This is a genomic window from Clostridium sp. MD294 (assembly GCF_000364165.2).
In the GTDB taxonomy this organism is placed as follows: Bacteria; Bacillota; Clostridia; order Lachnospirales; family Anaerotignaceae; genus Coprocola.
In genome coordinates, this window is record NZ_CP097810.1 from 2460804 (window position 1) to 2486395 (window position 25592).

Consider the following 25592-nt stretch of genomic DNA (forward strand, 5'->3'; position numbering starts at 1 on the left):
GAGATATTCTCCCCTTTTTTTAACGAATAAAAAAATATAGTGTATATTTACTTTGTTTTTTGGATAGATTGTATATTATTGATTGTTTTATTTGTTAAAATAGCATATATAACACTATAATTATTGTTACTATATTGCTTTGTCGTTGTATATATTATACAACAATTTTTTTATGTGATATAAAGAAAGTTTTTTCTTTTTTTATTTTATACTAGACAAAGCTGTTTTCATGCTATAAAATGTAAAAAATTGTGTGTAAGCTCAATTTTATTGTGTTGCTCTAAAAATGATATATTTGTAAACCCTAGCGTTATGACGGAGGAATGAAAATGGAAAAAAAAGTATATCTTGTATTAGAAAATGGGCAGTTTTTTGAAGGAAATGCTTTCGGTGCAGAAGGCGAAATCACTGGCGAAATTGTTTTTGCTACTGCTATGACAGGCTACCTTGAAACATTGACAGACCCTAGTTATTATGGACAAATTGTTGTACAAACATTTCCCTTAATTGGCAACTATGGTGTAATTCCTGCTGATTTTGAGAGTGCAAATACTCATGTAAAAGCATATATTGTCAGAGAATGGTGTCAAGAACCTTCCAATTTTCGCTCAGAAGGAAATCTTGACACTTTTTTAAAGGAACGCAATGTCATAGGTCTTTGTAATATAGATACTAGACAGTTAACTAGAATGATAAGAGAATATGGTGTTATGAATGCACGTATTGTAAATTCTATTGAAAATTTAGATAGTATTGTTTCAGAATTAAAAAATTATCGTGTGGCTGATGCAGTCAAAAACACAACCTGTCATGAAATAACCATTTCAAAACCAGAAATATCCAAATATAAAGTAGTACTAATGGATTTTGGTGCTAAAAAACACATTCATAAAGAACTTGAAAAAAGAGGCTGTGAAGTCATTACAGTACCTGCTTATACCACATATGAACAAATTATGGAATTAAAACCAGATGGTATTATGCTTTCTAATGGTGCTGGTGACCCTGCAGATAATATTGAAATCATTGAACAAATCAAAAAATTATTACAAACAAAAATCCCTATATTTGGTATCTGTTTAGGACATCAACTTGTTGCACTTGCCAACGATGCCAAAACTATCAAATTAAAATATGGACACAGAGGTGCTAATCAGCCTGTAAAAGACTTAGTTACAGGTAATGTTTATATTACCAGTCAAAATCACGGTTATGCAGTAGACCACAATACACTTCCCTCTAGCTGTAGTATGCGTTTTGTAAACGCTAACGACAACACTTGTGAAGGAATTGATTATCAGGAAATTCCTGTTTTTACAGTACAATTCCACCCCGAAGCAAATGGTGGCCCTAGAGATACTATGTTTTTATTTGACCGTTTTATAACATTGATGGGAGGTAACAAATAATGCCATTAAGACAAGATATTAAAAAAGTTTTAGTAATTGGTTCTGGTCCTATTGTCATAGGACAAGCAGCAGAATTTGACTATGCTGGCACACAGGCGTGCCGTACATTGCGTGAAGAAGGTTTGGAAGTTGTTCTTGTTAACAGCAATCCTGCTACCATTATGACAGACAAAGCAATGGCAGACCGTATTTATATTGAACCCCTTACCATTGATACATTAAAAAGAATTATAGAAAAAGAAAAACCAGACAGTGTACTTTCTACATTGGGTGGACAAACTGGTTTAACACTTTCTATGCAGTTAGCAAAAGAAGGTTTTTTAAAACAACATAATGTAAAATTATTAGGTGCTAATCCAGTTACCATTGACAAAGCAGAAGACAGACAAATGTTCAAAGACACTATGCTTGAAATAGGAGAACCTGTTATTCCTTCTGAAGTCGTAAATACAGTAGAAGATGCAATTAGTTTTGTAGAAACAATAGGCTATCCTGTTATTATTCGTCCTGCTTTTACATTAGGTGGTACTGGTGGTGGTATCTGCAACAATGAAGAAGAACTTGTTGAAATTGCTTCTAATGGTTTGCGTCTTTCCCCTATTTCACAAATATTAGTTGAAAAATGTATTTCTGGCTGGAAAGAAATTGAATTTGAAGTAATGCGTGACAGCAAAGGAAATGTTATTACGATATGTAGTATGGAAAATTTTGACCCTGTTGGTGTACACACAGGTGACTCTATTGTTATCGCTCCAGCAGTCACATTAGCAGACAAAGAATATCAAATGCTTCGTTCTGCTTCTTTAAATATCATTTCTGCACTTGGTGTAGAAGGTGGTTGTAATTGTCAATTCGCTTTAAATCCAGATAGTTTTGAATATGCTGTTATAGAAGTTAATCCTCGTGTATCTCGTTCTTCTGCACTTGCTTCCAAAGCAACAGGCTACCCTATTGCAAAAGTTGCAGCTAAAATTGCTATAGGTTACACATTAGACGAAATTAAAAATGCTGTAACAGGCAGCACTTATGCTTGTTTTGAGCCTACAATAGACTATGTTGTTGTGAAACTGCCAAAATGGCCATTTGACAAATTTGTATATGCAAAACGTGTTTTAGGTACACAAATGAAAGCAACAGGCGAAGTTATGGCGATTGCTCCTAATTTTGAAATGGCAATTATGAAAGCAGTAAGAGGTGCAGAAATTTCTCTTGACAGTTTGAATTTGCCTAAACTAGAAACACTTTCTAAAGAACAAATATTACAAAAAGTACACATTTGTGATGACGAACGTCTTTTTGTAGTATTTGAAGCACTCAAAAGAGGCATTACACCACAAGAAATTAACGATATTACTAAAATTGACAAGTGGTTTTTATATAAACTACTCAATTTAATAAACTATGAAAAAGAATTATCTGAAAAAACACTTGATGATGCTTTATATTTAAAAGGCAAAAAACTGGGCTATCCAGACAAAGTCATAGAAAGAATTTCAAATCAAAAAATACAAAATCCAGTTTCTGCTGTATTTAAAATGGTAGATACTTGTGCAGCGGAATTTAAAGCAGAAACGCCTTATTTCTATTCCACATATGATACAGAAAATGAAGCACTAGAGCACATTCAAACACACGGTTCTGGTAAACCAACTGTCATTGTATTTGGTTCTGGCCCTATTCGTATAGGACAAGGTATTGAATTTGACTATGCTTCTGTTCATTGTGTTTGGGCATTAAAAGAAGCTGGCTATGAAGTAGTAATTGCAAACAACAACCCTGAAACCGTTTCAACGGACTTTGATACAGCAGACAGATTATATTTTGATGCTCTTACACCAGAAGACGTTATGAACATTATCAAAACAGAAAAACCTTATGGTGTTGTTGTAGCATTTGGTGGACAAACAGCTATCAAATTAACTAAATTTTTAGAAGCGAATGGTGTTAAAATATTAGGTACTCCTGCCGACAGCATTGATGCCGCAGAAGATAGAGAACGTTTTGATGAACTTTTAGAAAGTTTAAACATTGAACGTCCTTCTGGTTACACTGTTATGAGAACAGAAGATGCTTTAAAAGTTGCCAATAATTTAGGCTATCCTGTTTTAATGCGTCCTTCTTATGTTTTGGGCGGTCAAAATATGATTATTGCTCACAGTGATGAAGATATTAGAGAATATATGCAGATTATACTTTCTCACAATATCGAAAATCCTATACTCATTGACAAATATCTTATGGGTGTGGAAATAGAAGTTGATGCTATTTGTGATGGAGAAGAAATACTCATACCTGGTATTATGGAACATATAGAGCGTGCTGGTATTCACTCTGGCGACTCTATCGCTGTATATCCAGCTTGGAATGTCAGCGGAGAATTGACACAAAAACTCATTGAATATACAAAAAATCTTGCTGTTTCTTTAAAAACAAAAGGTCTTGTAAATATTCAATATGTTATATATGAAAATCAAATTTATGTTATTGAAGTCAATCCTCGTTCTTCCAGAACAATACCATACATTAGTAAAGTCACTGGTGTACCTATGGTAGACCTTGCTACAAGAGCAATGCTTGGTGAAAAACTAAAAGATATGGGCTATGGCACAGGACTATATAAAACACCTCCTTATGTTGCTGTAAAAGTACCTGTATTCTCATTTGAAAAACTAATTGATGTAGACGTACAGTTAGGGCCTGAAATGAAATCTACTGGAGAAGTATTAGGTATAGGCAAAACACTCAGTGAAGCACTTTACAAAGGTTTAATTGCTGCTGGCTACAAAATGAAAAAACAAGGTGCTATGTTTGTAACAGTGCGTGATGCAGACAAAGCAGAAATTGTAGACATTACTAAAAAATATGCTTCACTTGGTTTTGAAATTTATGCAACAAAAGGTACTGCAAACGTATTATTGCAAGCTGGTATCAATGTCAAAGTAGTAAACAAAATACATGAGTCTAAAGATAACTCTAAAGTGCTTTTGGAAAGTGGAAAAATCAATTATATTATTTCTACTTCTTCAAAGGGACGTTTACCAAGTTTGGACAGTGTAAAAATACGTCGTCTTGCTGTAGAACATTCTATACCTTGTTTGACTTCTTTAGACACAGCAAATGCACTTGCAGATAGTTTAATCAGCCGTTTTTCTGAATATAGTACAGAACTCATTGATATTAACCACATGAGAGAAAAACGTATGAAATTACCTTTTACAAAATTATCTGCTTGTGGTAATGACTATATTTATTTTAATTGTTTAGACGGTCACGAAATTACCAGTCCGGAGTCGCTTGCGGTTTCACTTTCTCATAGGCATTTTGGTATAGGCGGTGATGGTGTTGTATTGATGGAAAAATCCGATATTGCTGATGTTAAAATGAGAATGTACAATCTGGACGGTAGCGAAGGCAGAATGTGCGGAAATGCTTTACGTTGTATAGGAAAATATGTCTATGAAAATGGTTATGTTCCTAAAACACATATGACAGTGGAAACACTCTCTGGTGTAAAACAATTAAAACTGTTTGTACAAAATGGTGTAGTAGATTTTGCAACGGTTAATATGGGTCAGGCAATATTAGAACCTGAACAAATTCCTGTCAGAATAAGAGGGTTACAATTTAAAAATGTATTAAATTACCCTGTAAATATAGATGGTAAAGAATATAGTATTACTTGTATTTCTATGGGTAATCCTCATGCTGTTGTATTCTGGAATAACTTGGATAATTTAGATATTGAAAAAATAGGTCCTACATTTGAATATAGTCCACTTTTCCCAGAAAGAGTAAATGTGGAATTTGTGCAAATTATCAATCCTACTACATTAAAAATGAGAGTTTGGGAAAGAGGCAGCGGAGAAACTTGGGCTTGTGGTACAGGAGCTTGTGCTGCAGCAGTTGCAGCAGTATTAAACGGTTATTGCAGTAGAGAAAAACAAATTACTGTAAAATTAAAAGGCGGCGACTTGCTTATTAAATATACTGATGATGCGGTTTATCTTTCTGGAAAAGCCGAAAAAGTATATGAAGGTATTGTTGAAATCTAATTCATTGTAATGAAAAACACAAGAAATATCATAAAAGTATTTCTTGTGTTTTTTTGTTATATTTTTGTTAGAACAGAAAAAATAATATATTAAATTTATATTAAAAAATCCAACACTAGACAATATTGTATATAAAATGTTATAATTATGTAATGCCAAACTGGCAATAAATGATATATAATAACATATTTATGCAAAAAATGAAGAAAGATTTTATTTATATATTCTTATCTTCTGTTTTGACTTGCTATAAATTTATTATACGAGGGTAAAATATATGAAAAAATGTCGAATATTAGCATGGTTTACATTTCTATTATTATTTGTATCTATGGTCATATCAGTAAAACAATTTCAAAAAGAAGAAATAAATCCATTTATAAATTCAATACAATATAGTTTTAACGAGGATTGGCATATGGTTTCGCTGGACAACACTGGAGTATGGTTCCAAACATATGATGATATGCAAGAGATAGTTCGTGACGCATTTGCAACAGGAAATTATCAGAAAGTCAATCTTCCATACAAAGGAAAAAGTAAACCTAATGATATTATTGTTTTTCAAACCATTATACTAGAAGAAGATACTGACTTACTGCGATTTACCTCTATAGACACAGCTGTATGTGTATTTTTAGACGGAAAACTACTTTATAAATATGGATTTGAACCAGATGGAACACCAAAGGAAATAACTGGAGAAAGTGAGCATATTGTAAATATTCCAAATCAATTTGAAAATGGTGAGTTGTGGATTGTACAAACATCACTCTATCCGAATGCTGCATCAATACTTGACTATGTGAATTTAAATACACAAGATACTGTGACAATTAATGTATTTGGAAACAAAATTACTGATGTGGGGTGTTGTCTACTAATTATACTCTCAGCATTTCTTATGTTATTGCTGGAATTAATTAGACGATATACACATCAACTTACAAAAGGAGAGTTATACATAGCACTTGTTTGCATAGCAGCAGGAATTAGCTGCTTTATTGCAACAGATACATTATCTATTTTTTATAATATACACGAAGCATATACTCTGCAGGAATATTTTCCTTTGATGATTTCTTTGTTTTTAGCAATGTATTTTGAGTGTGTTTTGAGTACAATATATCCACACCGTTATACGATATTACTATTATTTGTAGTGTTTAGTGTATTATTACAACTTTTATTCAATGTGTTAGGTGTGCAAACAATTGAAGATATGGTTTTGTTTCCAGTATTTACAATAGTAATAGTCTGTACAGTGTCTATTGTAGGATTATTGCAATTTTATTATAAACACAGATACTTTCAAACATTGCTTGTTATTGGGGCAATTTTTATAATGTTTTTTGGTAGTATTATAAATATTATTTTTCCAAATGTAAATGGTAACATCATTTATCACATTTATCAGTACAGTATGACTGCGTTTAGCATTATAATGGCAGCTGCTCATATTCTGCAACTTTCACAGGAGTATCAAAAAAATGTAGAAAAAAACGCACGTCTTTTAGAGGAAGAAATAAAAGTGATAGAGCAGCAGAACATACAGCTTACTCTTGCAAAACAAGACGCAGATACTGCACGACGTGAGGCATTAGCTGCAAATGAAGCAAAAGGAAAGTTTCTAGCACATATGTCCCATGAAATCCGTACGCCAATCAATGCTGTACTTGGTATGGACGAAATGATTTTACGTGAAGCAAAACAAGCCACTATTAAAGAGTACGCTATGGATATTTATACGGCTGGACAAACATTATTGTCCCTAATCAATGATATTTTGGATTTTTCAAAAATTGAGTCAGGAAAAATGGAAATTGTACCAGTAACATATGACATTAGCAGTATGATACATGATTTAGTAAATATGACCACACAACGAGCAAAAAATAAAAATATTAAATTTGAAGTAAATATTGCTCCTGAAATTCCTTGTCAGCTATATGGAGATGATGTACGTATTCGTCAGGTATTAACCAATATACTAACAAATGCAGTTAAATATACTCATGAGGGAACTGTATGGTTACGAGTAAAATGTTCTCAGATAAACGATGTAGCAATACTTACATTTGAAGTAGAAGATACAGGCATTGGAATAAAAGAGGAGGATTTACCAAAACTTTCTGCAGAGTTTGAACGAATTGAGGAAGACAAAAATCGAAATATAGAAGGTACTGGTCTTGGTATGAGTATCACAATTCAGCTTCTCGCACTGTTAGGTAGCAAACTCCATATTGAGAGTATATATGGAAAAGGTTCAAAATTCTTTTTTGAACTAAAACAAAATATTGTTGATAATACACCAATAGGAAATTTTGAATTTAGAGTACAGCAAATGACACAGGACTATCATTATAAAACAAAACTCTATGCACCAGATGCGAAAATATTGGTGGTAGATGACAATGCAGTTAATCGTCGAGTACTGCGAAATCTTCTAAAAGAAACAGGTATTCAAATAACTGATGCTGAAAGTGGTACACAGTGCCTAGAACTAGTACAAAAAAACTATTATGATTTGATTTTTATTGACCATATGATGCCAGATATGGACGGAATAGAAACATTACATCGTATAAAAACATTCGAGGATTTTCCATGTCAAAATACACCAATTGTTGTACTAACAGCAAATGCAATTACAGGAGCAAGAGAACAATATCTATCAGAAGGCTTTGACGATTTTCTTTCAAAACCTATTGTGCCAGAAAAACTTGAAAATTTGATAAAAAATATATTACCAGAGCAATTATTAGCAGAGGCTATATCACAACAAGAATATAACTATTCACCATCAGAATTTTTAGAGGAACTTCCTCCAGTAGATGGATTGGACTGGCAATATACATGGATACATCTACCAGATAAAAAGTTATTAGAATATACAATAAACGAATTTTATGCTCAAATTGATTTTGCCGCAGACCGTTTAGAACAGTTGTATGAGCAAATTACAGAAGTGGAACAAATGGAGCAGTATCGTATTCAAGTTCATGCAATGAAAAGCCTTGCAGCTACAGTAGGAATTTTAACGCTTGCTGGTGTTGCTAAATTATTGGAAGACGCATCACGAGAGTGTAATATCGAAACAATTGCGTCCATTACACCTATTTTTTTATCAGAATGGCGTAGTTATCGTCAAAAATTGCAAGGAGTGTTTGATATAGGGAAAACAGTACGATTGCAAGTAAATGATATTTCTATTATATTAGCACTGTTAGAAATGGTTCGGTTGAGTATGCAAGAGTTAGATATTGATAAAGCAGACCAACTAATGGAGCAATTGCAAAATTATGCGTATTCAGATGATGTAGAACAAAATATCAAAAAACTGTCTGAGGCAGTAACTAATCTGGACGCAACTAAAGTAAATACCTATGTAGAATTATTAATGAAACAGTTAAAACAGTAAAAACAGCGTTTTAAATCTGTTATGCAAATATTATACCTATACATAAATATGTAGGCTGAGAATGGAGGATTATAATGAAAAAAGTTTTGTTAATTGGAAGGCTTAACGGTGCCGTCAAAGAAATAAATCAATTTTTGGCACAGCATTTTTATGTACAGCTTTGTTCTGAAAATGCAAGTATTCTAGAGGGAATGATGAAAATTGTTAATCCTGACCTGGTTTTAATCAGTTTGATTGGTGCCTATGATATAGATACATCTATTTTTTGTATGTTGAAAGAACAATATACACAAACTCCAGTTTTAACTATTGGTACAAAAGAACAAACCAGTAAATTTTATAAATATTATGAGAGTAATCAGTTTGAAAATTTAATTCGTCCAATAGAAAATACTATGATTGTAGATGCAGTATCCAGACGACTTAAATGGAACGAAAACGAAATGAAACAAGAAATTGCAGAGGAAAAAGAGGAAATTGTAAAAAAGAAAAGAATTTTAGTAGTAGATGATAATGGCACAGCACTTCGCACAATAAAAATTATGCTGGAAGAATACTATGATGTGGCTATCGCAATATCTGGAGCACAAGCAATGACTTCTATTGGCAAACAGCGTCCGGATTTAATTCTATTAGATTATGAAATGCCTATTTGCGATGGTAGAATGACTTTGGAAATGATACGTGCAGATAAAGATATGAAAGATATTCCGGTTATTTTTCTGACAGCTGTCAATGACAGAGAGAATATTGAAGCGGTTTTGAAGTTGAAGCCAGCAGGATATTTACTTAAACCACCTATAAAAAAACGTTTAATTGCGGAGATTGATAAAGTACTGAAAAATTCTTAATATATAGCATCCATATTCAAACAAATAATAGGAATTTTTTGATATTATCAAAATATATAAATAAAAAATACTCCATTCAATACACCTGACTGATAGCCATTTGCAGTCAGGTTTTTTATTTTTTAAAAAAATTGATTAAGCTTTCGTTATAGTACATAGTAAATAATAGTATAATAAAATTTCAAATTTGGGGTGCTTGTATTTTCATTGGTAGTATTGTTATTTTGTAAGTTTACATTATTACAGTTTTATATAATAAAGAAATATCAGAAGTATATTATTTATAAAACGAGTAGTAAAAAATCCCCTTATGCAAACATAAGGGGACAATTGATTGATTATTTACCTATGTATTCAGCATAATGAGTGTTAATAACATTCATTATTTCTTTTTCTGCTTGTTCAGAAACCATTCCGAAAGGTTTTCTACATGGGCCTACTGGTTGACCTATCAAATTAGTAGCACATTTTACTATAGAATTTGGATTACCATATTTAAAACAATCTCTAATTGCCGCTATGGAAGATTGTGCTTGTTTCGCTGCGTCCATGTTGCCTTTTAAATAGTTTTGATATATGCTAACCATAACTGTTGGCAATATATTTGCAATTGCTGTAATACCACCTTTTCCTCCTGCAAGCAATGTCCAAAGTATCAAAGCATCATTTCCAGAAAGTACAGAAAAATCACTACCTTTTGTTTCGTCAATGTATTGCAGTATGTTATTAAAATTTCCACTAGAGTCTTTTACACCAACAATATTTTTACAGTTTTTTGCTAATTTGCCTACTGTTTTTGGGGCAATACTAGCACCTGTTCTAGCTGGTATATTATACATTACAATCGGTAAATCAACAGCTTCTGACAATGCGGAGTAATGTTCATATAACTCATTTTGGTCAATTGCTGCAAAATAAGGAGTAATAACAGAAAGTACATCAACACCGATTTCTTTTGCTTTTTTAGAGAGGATTATAGTATCTTTAGTGCTGATGCACCCTGTTCCTGCATAAACTGGTACTCTGCCTGCTACTTCATCAACAAATATTTTCATAATGTCTATTTTTTCTTGTTCATTCATAATATAAAATTCACCATTTGTTCCAAGACAAAAAACGGCATCTACACCAGCATCAATTTGACGATTAATTTGTTTTCGCATTTCTTTTTCGTTGATACTACCATCTGGATACATTGGTGTTTGCATTGCGGCAATAATTCCTTTTATTTCTGTCATAATTCATTCCTCCTATCATTTTTATTATATTATAGTTACCCTACAATTTTTTAAATACTCTCCTCTCAAAAAATTTTAAGGGGGAATTTCGAGAGGAGAGAAAAAAACTTTTATAATGATATTGTAAATATATTATTGTAAATCATCAGCATATTTCATAAATAATTCTGTTTGTGTTTTTAATTCATTTTTGCTATCCTCAACACTAAGCACATATGGATTTTGATAATTATATTTTTTCACTTCTTCATCATATTCTGTATTATTTTGTGAAACATTTTGCATAGCTGCATTTAATTTTTCAATCACTTTTGGATCTGTTCCTTCTGGAGCAAGACAAGCATACATTGTATTTAATACTAAATTGTCATAACCTTGTTCTTTTGCAGTAGGAATATCTTGTATTAAGTCTGGTTTTTCTTCTAATAATGTAGATAATACTTTTACATCGCCATTTTCAATATACTCTTTTATACCAGAGTATGGTACGATAGAAGCGTCAATGTGTCCACCTAATATAGAAGTTAATCTACTGGAAGCATCTCCTGCGTCTACAATATTAAATTCTGCACCATATTCTTTTGACATAATTGTTGCTGCAATATAAACGCCGCCACCTGTAGAAATACCAAATTTGATTTGTCCAGGATTTGACTTGGAAGCTTCAATCAATTCTTCTACTGTATTGTAAGGTGCATCTGCAGGAACAACAATATTTTCACCTGATTGTTTTCCAAATATTGCTACTGTTTGAAAATCTTCATATCCAAAGTCAGAAAGTCCTGTCGCCAAATTTCCCGTTAATGCTGCTGTATTTGTCATAATAAATGTGTAGTTATCTGCATTTTTTGAGTCTTTATATTGTCCTAATGCAATCGCTCCATTGCTTCCTGTTACATTATTTACAACAACAGATACACCTAATTCTTTTTCCAACATTCTAGCCATTAATCTAGCATTATAATCTGTGTCTCCTCCTGCTGCATGAGTACATATAATGTTGATAGGAGATTCTGGCCAGCTATCTCCTGCTTCATTTGTCTGTGCAGCATTTCGGCTGCTGCTTCCAGAGCACCCTGTCAAAACACTTAATCCTAATACTCCCGCTATAAAACCTGATAATACTCTTTTTTTGATACTCATAATTATCCCTCCTATATTTTTTTATTCACTGACAGCATTTTCTGCTTGTGCTGCTTTTTTATTAGAACGTAAAGACATAAATACAACAATTATAGTTACTATCATAAAGAAGAAAAATATTGGGTGTCTAAAAGCACTGTCGCTGCTTGCCAATTGAGAGGCCTTTCTTAAATTTTCTTCAAACATTGGTCCAAGTATAAAACCTAATATCATTGGAGAAGATGGAATGCCTGCTTTTATCAAACCAAAACCAAGTAATCCAAATAGCAATACACCCCATACATCAAATATTCTATTGCTATCGCCTATTGCTCCAATACAGCACAGTACAACTATTACAGGTAACAGGTAATTTTTTGGTACATTTAAAACTTTTATAAATCCTCTCATACCAATGAGCATAAATAAAAGCATCATAATTGCTGATATAATCATAGCAAAGAATATACCATATACTACTGCTCCATTTTTATCAAATATTAATGGTCCCGGAGATACATTATGTACCATTAAGCCGCCTAATAACATTGCAGTAGCAGGGTCACCAGGAATACCTAATGATAAAAGTGGTATCAAAGCCCCACCAATTCCGCCATTATTAGCACTTTCTGATGCTACAACACCATCTATAATACCTGTTCCAAATTTTTCAGGATATTTTGATGAATTTTTCGCAACAGTATAAGAAATCATACAAGAAACTCCACCGCCGATACCAGGAAGAATACCTATACCAACACCAATTAATGAGGAACGAATACAATTTACAATCTGACTAAAAAATTCTTTTAATGTAAAACCAATTCCTTTTAATTTTACTTCAGATTCAACTTCTATTTTTTCTGGTTTTCTAACCTGTCCCGCATATTTGATAACTTCTGTTACTGCGAATAATCCAATTAACAATACTAAAAGTTTAAAACCTGCTGTTAAATCAGCACTACCAAATGTAAAACGCTGTCTAGAGTCAATAGGAGATAAACCTACTGTAGCAAGTAATGCACCTATAATTGCCCCTATAAGCCCTTTTACTAAATCTTTACCAGACAGTGTAATAACAAGTGACAGTGAAAATATTGCTAGAGAACAATACTCATAAGGACCAAATTTAATAGCAAGGTTTGCCAATAACGGAGATATTACAATCAGCAAAAGCACACCAATAATTGTACCAATAAATGAGAATACAACACCTACCCCTAATGCTTTTGCTGCTTCTCCTTTTTCTGCAAGCGGTCTGCCATCAAAACAAGTTGCTACAGAGGAAGGCGTTCCTGGAATATTTAATAATATTGCAGAAATCAAACCTCCAGAAATACCACCTATATACAGTGCAATCAACATAGATATTCCCTGTGTAGATGTCATAGTATAAGTCACAGGCAAAAACATTACAATCGCCATAGTTGCCGTTAAACCTGGTATCGAACCGAATATAATTCCTACAATAACACCTATTGCAATAAATAATATAACTAAGGGGTCAGCAAATACATTTATTAATCCTTCTACAATCATTTTTATCCCTCCTTTAAAATCCAAATATACCAAGTGGTAACAATACATTTAAAAGACATACAAAAATATAATCTAATGCAACTGCTATCACTATGGAGGAAATCAGCGTCAAAATATAATTTCTTTTTTCTTTTGGTGTCAGTATCAATGTTTGTACAAAAAGATATACCGCTGTCATAATCAAAAATCCTATTGGCTCCAATAAAGCAATATAAATTGCTAAAGAAAGAAATGTTGCAACAATTTCTCTATTTCCTTTTATGATATTATATAGATTAAGTTGTGTTTTAACATAGGTATTATTTTTGATTTCTAAACTTCTTTGTTTCACGCCCCTTTTGACTAATATAAGGCTTAAAATCAATAAACTAATTCCCCATAAATAAGGAATTGCCTTTGCTCCTAAAGGGTCTGAACCTAATCCACTGAATTTTTTGATTTGAGAAGTTAATATCAAATAGATAATTGAAAAAATTGTAAGCACAATTCCAGGAAATAAATTCTTTTTATAATCCATTTTATTACCCCCTAATCATTTATTTTTTCCATTTTTGATGTTCATACACTTTTTTGTCAGCAACATAAGGCCACTGTTCACCATTTAATACTGCAAAACAGCCTTCTATACACATAGATGCCATATTGATGACTGCTTCTTGTGTTTGTGCCGCACTATGAGGGCTAATCATAAGATTTTTGGCTTTTAAAAGAGGATTTTGTTCTGTAATAGGTTCTTGTTCAAATACATCTGTGCCTGCTGCTGCAATTACATCATTGTTTAAAGCATCAATCAAATCTTTTTCATTTACAATGCCGCCTCTTGAACAATTAATCAGTACAGCAGTTTTTTTCATACTTTCCAGTTCTTTTTTAGCAATCATATTTGCAGTACTTTCCACAAGAGGCACATGTATAGAAACAAAATCACACTCTTTTATCATATCATGATAGTCTTCAAAATACAGACAGCCAATTTCTTCCATTTTTTCTTTTGATAAATAGGGGTCATATCCTAGTGTTTGCATACCAATTGCTTTACAAATTTTTTGTGCTTCTCTGCCAATTGCACCCAATCCAATAAAACCAACTTTTTTATCTAAAAGTTCAAATGCTTTTTTTGCATCTCTGATATTCCAGTTACCTTTTCTCAATTCTGTTTCTGCTTCATAGAAATTTTTGGATATTGCAAACATCATTGCAACTGCATGTTCTGCAACAGAACGATTATTTGCACCAGGAGTAATGACGACAGGAATTCCTGCTTTTGTGGCTGCTTCCACATCTACACTATCATAACCTACACCAGTTCTTCCAATTACTTTTAAATTTGGAGAATTTTCAATAACATTTTTATCACATTTTGCAATTCTTACAATAAGTGCATCTGCATCTTTCATTTCCTCTAAATATTCATCAGGATTGCCGTTACCTATATAATACATTGCTTTTTTCTGTTCTAGTTTAGCAATTCCTTCTTTACATACTGCTTGTGTCATTACAAATTTCATAGCGATTTCCCCCTTATGATTGTATTAATTTTTCAGCAGTTTTTAAAAAAACATCTTGGTTTCCAAATCCCCCCGATTTTGAAATAACTTGTAATTTTTTTTCATTCCATTTTAATATAGAAAGTACAACACCTTGACTAATTTCACATACTGGAGTCAATTCTGTATTTTCTAAATTTTTCATTAGACCCATTAAGGTATCTCCTCCAGTCATAAATATGGTATAATCCATTCCTTGCTGAAGCATATGTTTTACAATTTTCCCATGACATTTCGCAATAGCAAATCTAACATCTTCTTTTGACATTCCTTTTTGCTGTGCTAGTTTTTCTGTTTCATGCTGTTTTATATCAAAAGTATCTACAATAACACATTTATGATTTTTACATATATTTTCTAAATTGTTCAAAAATTGTTTTCCTTCTTCTGTATCATAATATTCTAGTGATAATTTTTGATTTGCAGATAAATTTACTCTTTTAAATCCATTTTGACAAGCATATTCCATTTGATTTTTTGTAATTGGATTTAGACTACCACAAGCAACATAAATCCCTTTCTTTTTTTCATAGTTTATTTCTATTGTTCCTTTCAGTTCTAAAATATCTGGCAAAAACTCTGCTAAACCTGCACAACCCGCTAAAAGTTTTAATTGATTTGACTGATTTAATTCATAGAGTCTATTTTTCATATCCTGCTCTGTTTCTGCATCAAATACAACAACACCTTGATTTATTTTATGTAAATACTCGCTTGTATTCATTTGTTTTTGAACACAACAAACTTTTATATTTTGATATTCTTTTGTAATAATGTCTTTTATATGAGAATGTATTACAGGTTCAAAAGGGTCTTTTGCAAAAGCGGTTTCAGAAAGAGGTACATTGTCAATATAATGCTTTCCATTTTTTGTAATACGCCCTATTTTTGGAAATGCTGGTATAAAATAGATACATTGTTCATAAACATCTGTAACTGCTTTTAATTCTGCTCCTACATTTCCACGTAATGCTGAATCTGTTTTTTTATAAATATAGTCAATTCTTTTGTTTTTTGCCCATATCATGACATTTTTTACAATATTATATGCCTGTCGTGCTGCTAAAGGTCTTGTTTCTAAGTCAATGACCAGTACTTGCGTATTTTTAGAAACAGAAATATTTTCAGGGTTTTGTTCTACTGCTATTTGTATTTTGACTCCCTGTTTTGTAAACTGTATTCCTGTATCTAATGCTCCTGTAAAATCATCTGTAATTATTAACAGTTTCAACATATATTTTACACCTGCCTTATTTGTTTTTAGCAAGTAAAATAGCATATTCTATAGAATTAGATAGACTGATTTCATTAGAAACACCTTTTCCTGCTAAATCAAATCCTGTTCCATGGTCTACAGATACTCGAATAACAGGTATTCCTAATGTCACATTAATTCCTGCTACTGCGTCCCATTTTTTTAATTCTTTATTATATACAAATCCTTTTACTTTTAAAGGAATATGTCCTTGGTCATGATACATTGCTACAACAATGTCATACCAGCCACCTAATGCTTTTGAAAATATAGTATCTGGTGGTGTTGGTTTTTTCTCTGGAATGTTTATGCCTTCAGAAAGTGCTTTATCTATTGCTGGCTGTATTTGTTCTATCTCTTCTGTGCCAAACATACCATTTTCTCCACAATGCGGATTTAATCCAGCAACACCAATTTTAGGATTTTGAATACCGATTGCTTTACAGGCATCATATGCAATTTTAATCACTTCATATACTCTATCTTTTTTTACTTTGTCGCAAGCATCACGGAGTGATACATGAGTAGATACATGAACTACTCTAAGCTCATCATGAGCAAGCATCATTGTATATTTTTTTGTTTTTGTAAAATCAGCATATATTTCCGTGTGTCCAGAATAATGATGTCCAGCTAAGTTAATTGCCTCTTTGCTGATAGCATTTGTAACTGTTGCATCAATTTCATTTGAAAGAGCAAGCTCTATTACTTTTTTGACATATTGAAAAGCAGCTTCTCCACACATTTCTGATATTTTTCCATAAACTCTTTTTTCAATGTCAACTAATTCCATATCATACACATCAATTATTCCAAATTCAAACAATGCTTCTGATACATTTTTTACTGCATTAATTTTAAAGTCATTTTGTTTTCCTAGTATTTGTAATGCTTGCTGCATACAGTTTGCATCACCTATAATAATTGGTTTGCAATTTTGATATACCTCTTTATGAGATAGTGCTTGTATAGATAATTCTGCACCATTTCCTGCTGGGTCACCCATTGTAATGCCTATAATTGGTCTACTCATGTTTTCCCTCCTTTATTTCAATACTTTTAAATAAATGTTTTTAATATCTTCTAAACTTAACTCCTTCATATTATTAACAAGCAGTCTTGTTTGTTTACTACCTGCATCTACAAGGAAATCTAAATCCTCCATTTTTACTCCAAATTCTTTTAAATCTGTAGGAATATTGGTTACTTTCACAATATCAGCTATTTGTTCTATAATATATTGTGCTTTTTCATCTACTGTTTTTGTTATTAATGTTGGTTCTATTGCATCACATAATATTGCTAGTCTTTGTTTGCAAGCATCTTTATTAAATTCCATAACATGAGCAAATAGTATTGCGTTGGATACACCATGTGCAATATGATATTTTCCTCCTAAAGGATAGGAAAGTGCATGAACAGCTGTTGTACCACTTCCTGTAATAGCAATTCCACCATAAAAAGCACCTAAAAGCATATTGCTTTTTGCTTCCATATTGTCAGGCTGATGATATGCCTCTCTAATATTTTGAAATATCAATTTTGCTCCATTTAGTGCATATAAGTCAGATAATGGAGTCGCTTTTTTAGAAGTAAAACATTCTACACAGTGTGCTAGAGCATCTACACCTGTAGCTGCAATAATAGATTTTGGCAATTTTCTAATCATCTGTGCATCTAATATGACATAGTCTGGTATCATAGCATCATTTACAATACCTTTTTTGGACTGTTCCTCTGGAATTGCCACAATTGCATTGCAAGTTGCTTCTGAACCAGTTCCACAGGTTGTTGGTATCATAATTGTTTTCATTTTTTTATTTGCTAATGATGCATTTTCTAACAAATCTTTTACAGTATAGTCAGCGTCTTTTAATACAGAGCAAAGTTTTGCAGTATCCATAACACTTCCGCCACCTATAGCAATAATAATATCTCCCTTGCAGCATTCTACTTGTTTCATAATACGCTCTATATCTTGATAAGCTGGTTCAGGTGTTAAATCGTCAAACACTTCATAATCAATTTCTTTCAAAACAGTTAGTAATATATCTAAAAGCCTTGTACTTCTAATACCTTTGTCTGTAAATACAACGGCTTTTTTGATATTTTCTTGTTCTATGATAGTTGCAATATTTTTGATGCTTTCCTCTCCACCATAAACACAAGAAGGAGTTTTAATTTGATAGTTCATAGCCTCATCTCCTTAAACGTTTCATTTTAATATGATTTGTTTTGTTATTTATATATTACTTTATTTTTTAAAAACTTCAATACAAAAAAAGTTTATTTTTGTATTATTTTGATACAGCTTATGAAAGAATTGTTTTATTTTGAAACATAATATGTTATAATAAAATAATGTCAATAAATTTTATTTCAATTTGAAAGGATACTATTATGAAAAAAATAAAAATACTTGCTGTTGCTCCCTATGAAGGAATGGCAGAAACGATTGCAGCAATTGCAAAAGAAAGAAATGATATTGAATTAACGGTACAAACAGGGGATTTAAGTACAGGAAAAAATATAGCAATAGAATTGTCACATAACAATTATGATGTCATTATATCTCGTGGAGGAACGGCTGAATTAATACGTTCTGCTGTTGAAATTCCAGTAGTGGAAGTTTCAATCTCTGTATATGATATACTTCGTGCCATTAAATTAGCTGAAAATTATTCTGGTAAATTTGTCATTGCAGGTTTTTCGGGTATCACACATTATGCTAGACTGCTCTGTGATTTATTGCAATATGATATTGATATTATTACATTTACAAGTGAAGAAGATGCTTTACCTGCATTACGTGATGCGAAAAAAAAGGGGTGTAAATTGGTACTTTGTGATATGTTAGGCTCTAGTATAGCAAAAAAGCTATGGTTAAATGCTATATTAATTCCATCTAGTACAGAAAGTATTATAAATGCACTAAATGAAGCAGTAAAATTAGTACATTCTTCACAATATGTTCATAAACAAAAAGATTTATTTCAAGCACTCCTTACTAATGAAGATAGAGAATTTTTAATATACGACCCTGCTGGTAAATTATGGTTTTCTAGCTTTTCTATTGAGCAAACTAATATTTCATTGATGAATATTGTGCAAAACTATATTAAAACATTTCTAAAAACACCTGACCAAACAATTGCAAGACAGATAAGAGATAAAGTTTATGTATTAAAGAATTGTCATATTTATTATGCTGAACAAAAATATACTGCCATTACCATACAACAAAAAGATGCTCTATTTTCTGAGGAAGATTTAGGCATTACCATATATAATAAATCAGATGGTATACCTAGCGATTTTACAAATTATTATAGTAGTTCTAATAATATAGGTGATTTATCTAATATGGCAGAAGAATATAGCAAAACAAATATTCCAGTATTGATTATAGGAGAAGTTGGAACAGGAAAAGATAAAGCGGCTTCTCTTTTATACGAAAATGGTGCTTTTCAAAATGCACCTTTTTATACTATTGACTGTGCTTTTATGGGAGAAAGAAAATGGAATAATTTTATTAGTAGTGAAAACTCACCACTTAATACATTACATACTACTATTTATTTAAAAAATTTAGGTGCTTTGTCTAGGCTACAATTAAATAAACTTTTTACATATATTGAACAAACAAAATTAAATAAAAAAAATCGTTTAATATTTTCTTTAGTATTAAATAACAAAGAGCATAAAGAAACAGCAACTGCAAGAAATTATTTAGAAAATAATCTTCGATGTTTAACTTTAAAATTACCTCCTTTAAGAGAACGTATTCATGATATACCAAGTATTACAGCATTGTATCTTCATAAGCTGAATATTTCAAGTGAAAAACAGATTATAGGCTTGGAAGCAGAAGCTATGGAATTATTCCAATGTTTTCCATGGCCTCATAATCTTGACCAATTACAGCATATATTAAATGAATTGGTTGTAATAACACATACTCCTTATATTACTTATAAAAGTGTTGAGCAAGTACTAAAGCAGGAACAGAGGGTTTGTCCCTTTCAGCATTCTTCTATTCATTTTGATTTTAATCAAACTTTAGATGAAATTAACTATCAAATTATTATTGAGGTGTTAAAACAAGAAAATGGTAATAAAGAAAAAACTTCTAAACGTTTAGGAATTAGTCGTAGTACATTGTGGAGAATATTAAAAAATCATTCTTTATAATTGTTAAAAATAGTTTTATATCATTATAGAATAGCACTCAAATAGCATCGTTTTTTACTTAAATTAACAAAAAGTGTAGAATTATTAGTTAAATTAAAAATTTTTCCGCTTATTGTCAAACATATACACTTTATGTTATAATCAAAACATAATACAAAAAGAGGCAAATGTAAAATCGACAGGAAATCGCTCTATGGTTTGATTTTAATTACATTCAAATAAAATTAATGAGAGATTTCAGTCAATAAGGAGGGAATTATTTATGCAAATACACTTAACAAGTACTCAGAATATGTTTGGAATGCAAACACAGAAGCCAATGCAAAGAACTATAGGGCAGGTGCAAAATTCCGGCTTAGAAAACATAATTCAGCAGATAAATGCCAATTATGGTATCAAAAGAAACCGTGATACAGTTGAGTTGAGTAAAAAAGCACTGGAATTATTAAATGCCAGCGATGCCCAAAAAACAGATGAAAATAAAAAACCAGAAGAGGCTTCTGGCTATCAGAAATATGCGGCTGAAATGTTCAGTAAAGAAGAGTGGGCTGAAAACTCAATTTTGGAACAGAGAGATGGAATACAAACTGTTTCTGATATAATCGACTATGCAAAATCCAAATTGCAGTATACAATGTCAAAAATTTCCGAACTTGAAAACTATTTAAACGGTACAGGTACACATAGTAATACTAATATGACGAAAGAGTTGGCGGAAACATATCTGCATAACTATAAGCAAAGTATTCAATCAGACTATACAGACATCATTCAAAGTCATATAAATTCACACAAGTCTACAGTAGACGAATATGATGAATTATCAGGTGGGCTAGCATCAAAAGTAATAGGAAATCAACTCAATTCTATTTCTGCTGAATCTTTGGGGCTTTCCAATCTATCAGGTAATGCTCAGGAAATTATGGAAGCGTTGGAAAACGCCTCTAATATATTGGACGGAATGAAGCAGAATATAGAAGATGCCTATAAAGAAATGACTGGTGGTAAGCAGTTTGCTGAACCTGCCAGAAGTACCTCTATTTTTAGTGGAAAATCCAGTTTTGATTTCTTTGCGTCCCAGATGGAAAAATCACATAATATCATAGATACTACACAGATGAAATTCACTGGTGAAACATTGAATTTTTTATGATATGGGATATTAAATAGTCAAAATGTTTAGGAATACAAATTTTGTCAATAAATGACAGTGCATTTCATAAAATATTTAGCCACCAAAATAAACAGCATATAAAAATTCAAACAAAACGGCGATTTTGAAACAACTGATTTCAATATTGCCGTTTTTTTATGACTAACTTCTGTAAATCATTTTTTCTCATTATGTCGCCTATTTTTAGAGGGGGGACTTTTTTCTTATCTTAATTTAATAGCATTGTTTTAATATCTCTATTATAAGGCATCATAAAATAAAATATTTATAAATATCTATTTTCTACTAAATTATTTTCTTCGCCTTATTGGTATTAAATTTGTTAGATTTTTGTTTACAGCATTGCTTGTTTATATCGTAATGAATATTTTTATAATAAAATTTATAATGATAAAGAATTTATTTATATTACTTGTACTGCATTTTCTTTTATTTCATTAACTAATTTTACAATTCTTTCTTTTTTATTATTATCAAAAAGTTTCATAAAATTGATAGGTTTATCAAATGGAGGTTTCATTAACTCTACTGCACTCTCCATATAGCCATTTTGAACAACATAATCAATAATCTTATTTATAAATACAATTTGTTCATGGTTTAATGAGGCATCATTTATAAATTCTGAAAATGCTTTCATAGCAGCATCATAATCTAATTTTGCAACTTTTCGTATCAGTAAGCCAAATGGTGTTTCACCAAATTCTCTTTTATAATCTTCTTCATTTCCTAATTCTTTTGTAAAAATGTTTTTCAGTGCTTCATAATCTCCAGTATCTAATCTCATATTTTGTCTTAATTTCCATATTGCTAAATGGTTTTTGTTTTCTTCAATATAGCGATTTACTTTTAGCCTATAATCTTCAAAATCATAAGCAGGGTCTAACATATCGCCTTCTTTTCTACTTATTACAATATCTTCAAGATTGGTTATAATTTTTTTCTGTTCTGAGCCTTTATCTACTATAAATTTTATTAGTTCTCTTAATTCTATTCTTAAATTTTCAAATTTTAAAATATCATTAGAATTCCAAAGCTCATCAGCATAAACAGTATTGATTGATGAAATACTATTTTTTATTTTAGGTATAGATGTTCTTTTCTTTAGTTCATCAGTAATAGAGAAAAGTTGTTTTTTACCTCTTTTTATTTCTGAAGTATTTTCCATAATTGCCAATATAATACTATACATCAAATTATCAAATCGTTTTGCATATTCATCAGTATCGTTCATGGTAACTAAAGGAGCAATATTTTGCATCATATCATATTCATCTAACTCTTTAATATGTTCAAAATTTTTTATATCTGAAAATTTTTCAATATATTTCAATTTCATTTTTACAGAAATCAGTTCTCTATTTAATTGCTGTATTTGTGACACAACGATATGAATTAATTCATTTCTGAAAAGCTGATATTTTTCATCAGTATAGATAGCTTGTTGAAGGTTTTTTATGATTTGTATTCGTTTTATAAATATTTTTTCACTTAAAGTTTTTGTTTCTTTACTTTCAATACCTTCTTTATGTTGTCTGAAATACTCAAAATTACCGCAATAATCAAATATATAAAATCTTCTTTTGTCTGTATATTCTCCATCTTGTTTATCTAAAAAAGTTTTATATTTACATAATCTAGTACCACGTCCTATCATCTGCCAAAATTTTGTTTTGGAACGAACTTTTTTAAAAAATACTAAATTAACTACTTCTGGTACATCTATGCCAGTATCCATCATGTCAACAGAAATTGCAATATAGGGTAATTTATTTTCGATTTTAAATTCTTTTATAATACTTTGTGCATAGGAGTCTTCGCAAGTAATTCTTTTCGCAAATGTACCTTTATATTGAGTATAAAGCTTATCAAACCTATTTAATATAAATTCTGCATGATTTTTATTTTGAGCAAATATAATTGTTTTTCCAATGGTATCTCCGCCATTTGTTTTAATTCCATTTGTCATTAAATCCTGTAAAACCATATCAATCGTTTTTTCATTAAAAATAAATTGATTTAATTCTTCAGAAGATATAAACTCTGGTACTTTTCCATCATCTTCTACAAAATCATCTTCATATCTTTGTTTATCTTCTGGAGATAGGTCATCATAATAAATACCTTCTTCTAAAAATTTTGTTTGCGTTTCTATATTGTAATAAGGTACAAGAACATGGTCTTTATATACTGCAGTTTCATAATCATAGGCATAGGTAGGAACACCATTTTCCATTTCAAAAAATTCGTATGTATTTCTATCTACATCTGTTTTAGGAGTAGCAGTCAGTCCTACAACAAGACAATCAAAATAATCAAATATAACACCATATTTTTTAAATATACTTCTATGTGCTTCATCAACAATAATTAAATCAAAATGAGCAGGAGTAAAAAATCTTTTTCCATCATCATTTTTTGCTGTATCAATAGCGTTTAATATTGTTGGATAGGTAGAAAATACAATTCTTGCATTTTTGTCCTCTTTGTTTGAGAGTAAATTGCAAAGGCTCATATCAGGCAAATAATTTTTGAAATCGTCTTTTGCTTGTTCCACAAGTCCTATTCTGTCTGCTAAAAACAATACATTTGTAATATATCCACCTCTGGAAAGTACATCAGTAAGACTAGAAGCAGTTCTAGTTTTTCCGCTGCCTGTAGCCATAACTAATAAATGTTTTCTTTGTCCTCTTTCAATATTAGAACAAACAGCACGAATTGCTTCTTTTTGGTAATATCTGTCTGTTATTTTATCATCTATTTTAATATCTTTTAAAGACTTACGTTGTTCTCTATGGTTCATGAGCTTTTGAAGGTCATTTTTGGAAAATATACCGCTGACTTTTCTTTGAGGATAGCTGAGGTCGTCCCAAAAATAAGTATCAAAACCGTTCGTTGTAAACATCATAGGTCTGCGTCCATATTGTTTTTCTAAAGCATTGGCGTAAAGTACAGCTTGTTGTCTACCAGTGTTAGGGTCTTTACTGCTGCGTTTTGCCTCTACAACAGCGAGTGGAAGCCCGTCCCTTCCAAAAAGCACATAATCAGCATATCCTTTTTTACCTTTTACATCATTCATATCTTGTACTTGAAATTCTTCTTTTACATCATCATCAAAATCCCAGCCATTTAGCATCATATCAACGTTAATATAGCGTTTACGAGTTTCAAACTCTGATAAATCATTTGCTTTAAATTTACGCTGTTTTTTGTGTTGTTCTTTTCCCTCTGTCAATTGAGGAGATAACTGTTCAATTTGTTCTATGAGTTTTTTAATTAGGCTTTGTTGTTGTTTTAAAATGTCTTGTTGTTGTTTTATTTTTGAGGTATCTATAAAAATCTTTTTTGTAGGAATACTATTTTCGTCAAATGTTCTTTCTTCGTAATACTCTCCATAACAATAGTCAATCCACTGAATAAATTCAAAAAGTGTTTTTAATGCAAGTAAAGCATAACTTTTTGTGATTTTCTTTTCGGTATGTACTGCAATATTGCCTAACTTTATAATAGCAGGAAGTTTTTGCCATGTATTTCGGTCAAGTGCTTCTTTAAAAGAAGGCTCATGTATTAATGATTGCAAATTGTCACGATAAGGCTTTTGTATGGTATTGTCTGCAGAATAAACCCATTTTACAGCAAGTTCCAAAGCCTTACGGCAGCCTATGGCACACATAGCAGGGGAAGTATAAAAAACTTCTTCTGCTTCTATTGTGGCAGTACAAAAAAGAGTGTATTGCTTGTTTTGTTTTAAAAATTCAAAATTTGACATTTATTTTCCCTCCTGTCTGTAGGG

The 25592-nt window shown here is 31.3% G+C and carries 15 protein-coding genes; 6 read left to right on the forward strand and 9 right to left on the reverse strand.

Translation table 11 applies throughout. The features are described 5' to 3' along the window. Positions 1-329 precede the first annotated feature (329 nt). The 4 genes from C820_RS12190 (at position 330) to C820_RS12205 (ending at position 9733) form a co-directional block, all read left to right on the forward strand. Positions 330-1409 (forward strand): carbamoyl phosphate synthase small subunit, encoded by a 1080-nt coding sequence (locus tag C820_RS12190; protein ID WP_004033420.1) that lies wholly within the window; start codon positions 330-332, stop codon positions 1407-1409. Further along, positions 1409-5461, forward strand: a complete 4053-nt coding sequence (carB, locus tag C820_RS12195; protein ID WP_004033418.1) for a carbamoyl-phosphate synthase large subunit — start codon at positions 1409-1411, stop codon at positions 5459-5461. Before C820_RS12190 ends, carB begins: the two co-directional genes overlap by 1 nt. Before the next feature lie 277 nt (positions 5462-5738). Further along, positions 5739-8882: a response regulator gene (locus C820_RS12200; RefSeq protein ID WP_004033416.1), complete on the forward strand. Its 3144-nt coding sequence runs from the start codon at positions 5739-5741 to the stop codon at positions 8880-8882. 74 nt (positions 8883-8956) lie between these two features. After that, positions 8957-9733: a response regulator gene (locus tag C820_RS12205; protein ID WP_004033415.1), complete on the forward strand. Its 777-nt coding sequence runs from the start codon at positions 8957-8959 to the stop codon at positions 9731-9733. Positions 9734-10071: 338 nt separating this feature from the next. On the opposite strand, the gene dapA is transcribed toward C820_RS12205, so the two are convergent. The 8 genes from dapA to C820_RS12245 all read right to left on the reverse strand — a co-directional run bounded on the left by dapA (position 10072) and on the right by C820_RS12245 (position 18628). Then, complete coding sequence (gene dapA, locus C820_RS12210) at positions 10072-10971, reverse strand: 4-hydroxy-tetrahydrodipicolinate synthase (protein WP_004033414.1); 900 nt, start codon at positions 10969-10971, stop codon at positions 10072-10074. A 132-nt stretch (positions 10972-11103) separates the two neighbouring features. After that, a complete protein-coding gene (locus C820_RS12215) occupies positions 11104-12114 on the reverse strand; it encodes a Bug family tripartite tricarboxylate transporter substrate binding protein (RefSeq protein ID WP_004033413.1) in 1011 nt (336 codons plus the stop codon). Positions 12115-12135: 21 nt separating this feature from the next. After that, on the reverse strand, positions 12136-13632 hold the full coding sequence (locus C820_RS12220) for a tripartite tricarboxylate transporter permease (protein WP_004033412.1): 1497 nt from the start codon (positions 13630-13632) through the stop codon (positions 12136-12138). A gap of 13 nt (positions 13633-13645) precedes the next feature. Then, positions 13646-14149: a tripartite tricarboxylate transporter TctB family protein gene (locus C820_RS12225; RefSeq protein ID WP_004033411.1), complete on the reverse strand. Its 504-nt coding sequence runs from the start codon at positions 14147-14149 to the stop codon at positions 13646-13648. 19 nt (positions 14150-14168) lie between these two features. Next, on the reverse strand, positions 14169-15140 hold the full coding sequence (locus C820_RS12230) for a hydroxyacid dehydrogenase (RefSeq protein WP_004033410.1): 972 nt from the start codon (positions 15138-15140) through the stop codon (positions 14169-14171). 13 nt (positions 15141-15153) lie between these two features. After that, positions 15154-16413, reverse strand: coding sequence for a four-carbon acid sugar kinase family protein (locus tag C820_RS12235; protein ID WP_004033409.1), 1260 nt, complete (start codon positions 16411-16413; stop codon positions 15154-15156). Positions 16414-16429: 16 nt separating this feature from the next. After that, positions 16430-17467 carry a 4-hydroxythreonine-4-phosphate dehydrogenase PdxA gene (gene pdxA, locus C820_RS12240; protein WP_004033408.1) on the reverse strand — a complete coding sequence of 346 codons (1038 nt, stop codon included), beginning with the start codon at positions 17465-17467 and terminating at the stop codon, positions 16430-16432. Between the two features lie 12 nt (positions 17468-17479). After that, positions 17480-18628, reverse strand: coding sequence for an iron-containing alcohol dehydrogenase (locus tag C820_RS12245; protein WP_004033406.1), 1149 nt, complete (start codon positions 18626-18628; stop codon positions 17480-17482). A 206-nt stretch (positions 18629-18834) separates the two neighbouring features. On the opposite strand from C820_RS12245, the gene C820_RS12250 reads away from it, so the two are divergent. Continuing rightward, positions 18835-20625 carry a sigma-54-dependent Fis family transcriptional regulator gene (locus C820_RS12250; protein ID WP_004033404.1) on the forward strand — a complete coding sequence of 597 codons (1791 nt, stop codon included), beginning with the start codon at positions 18835-18837 and terminating at the stop codon, positions 20623-20625. A 262-nt stretch (positions 20626-20887) separates the two neighbouring features. Beyond that, positions 20888-21778, forward strand: a complete 891-nt coding sequence (locus C820_RS12255; protein ID WP_004033402.1) for a hypothetical protein — start codon at positions 20888-20890, stop codon at positions 21776-21778. A gap of 424 nt (positions 21779-22202) precedes the next feature. Here C820_RS12255 and C820_RS12260 read toward each other — a convergent pair whose 3' ends face one another. Further along, positions 22203-25568: a DEAD/DEAH box helicase family protein gene (locus C820_RS12260; RefSeq protein ID WP_004033400.1), complete on the reverse strand. Its 3366-nt coding sequence runs from the start codon at positions 25566-25568 to the stop codon at positions 22203-22205. Positions 25569-25592 lie beyond the last annotated feature (24 nt).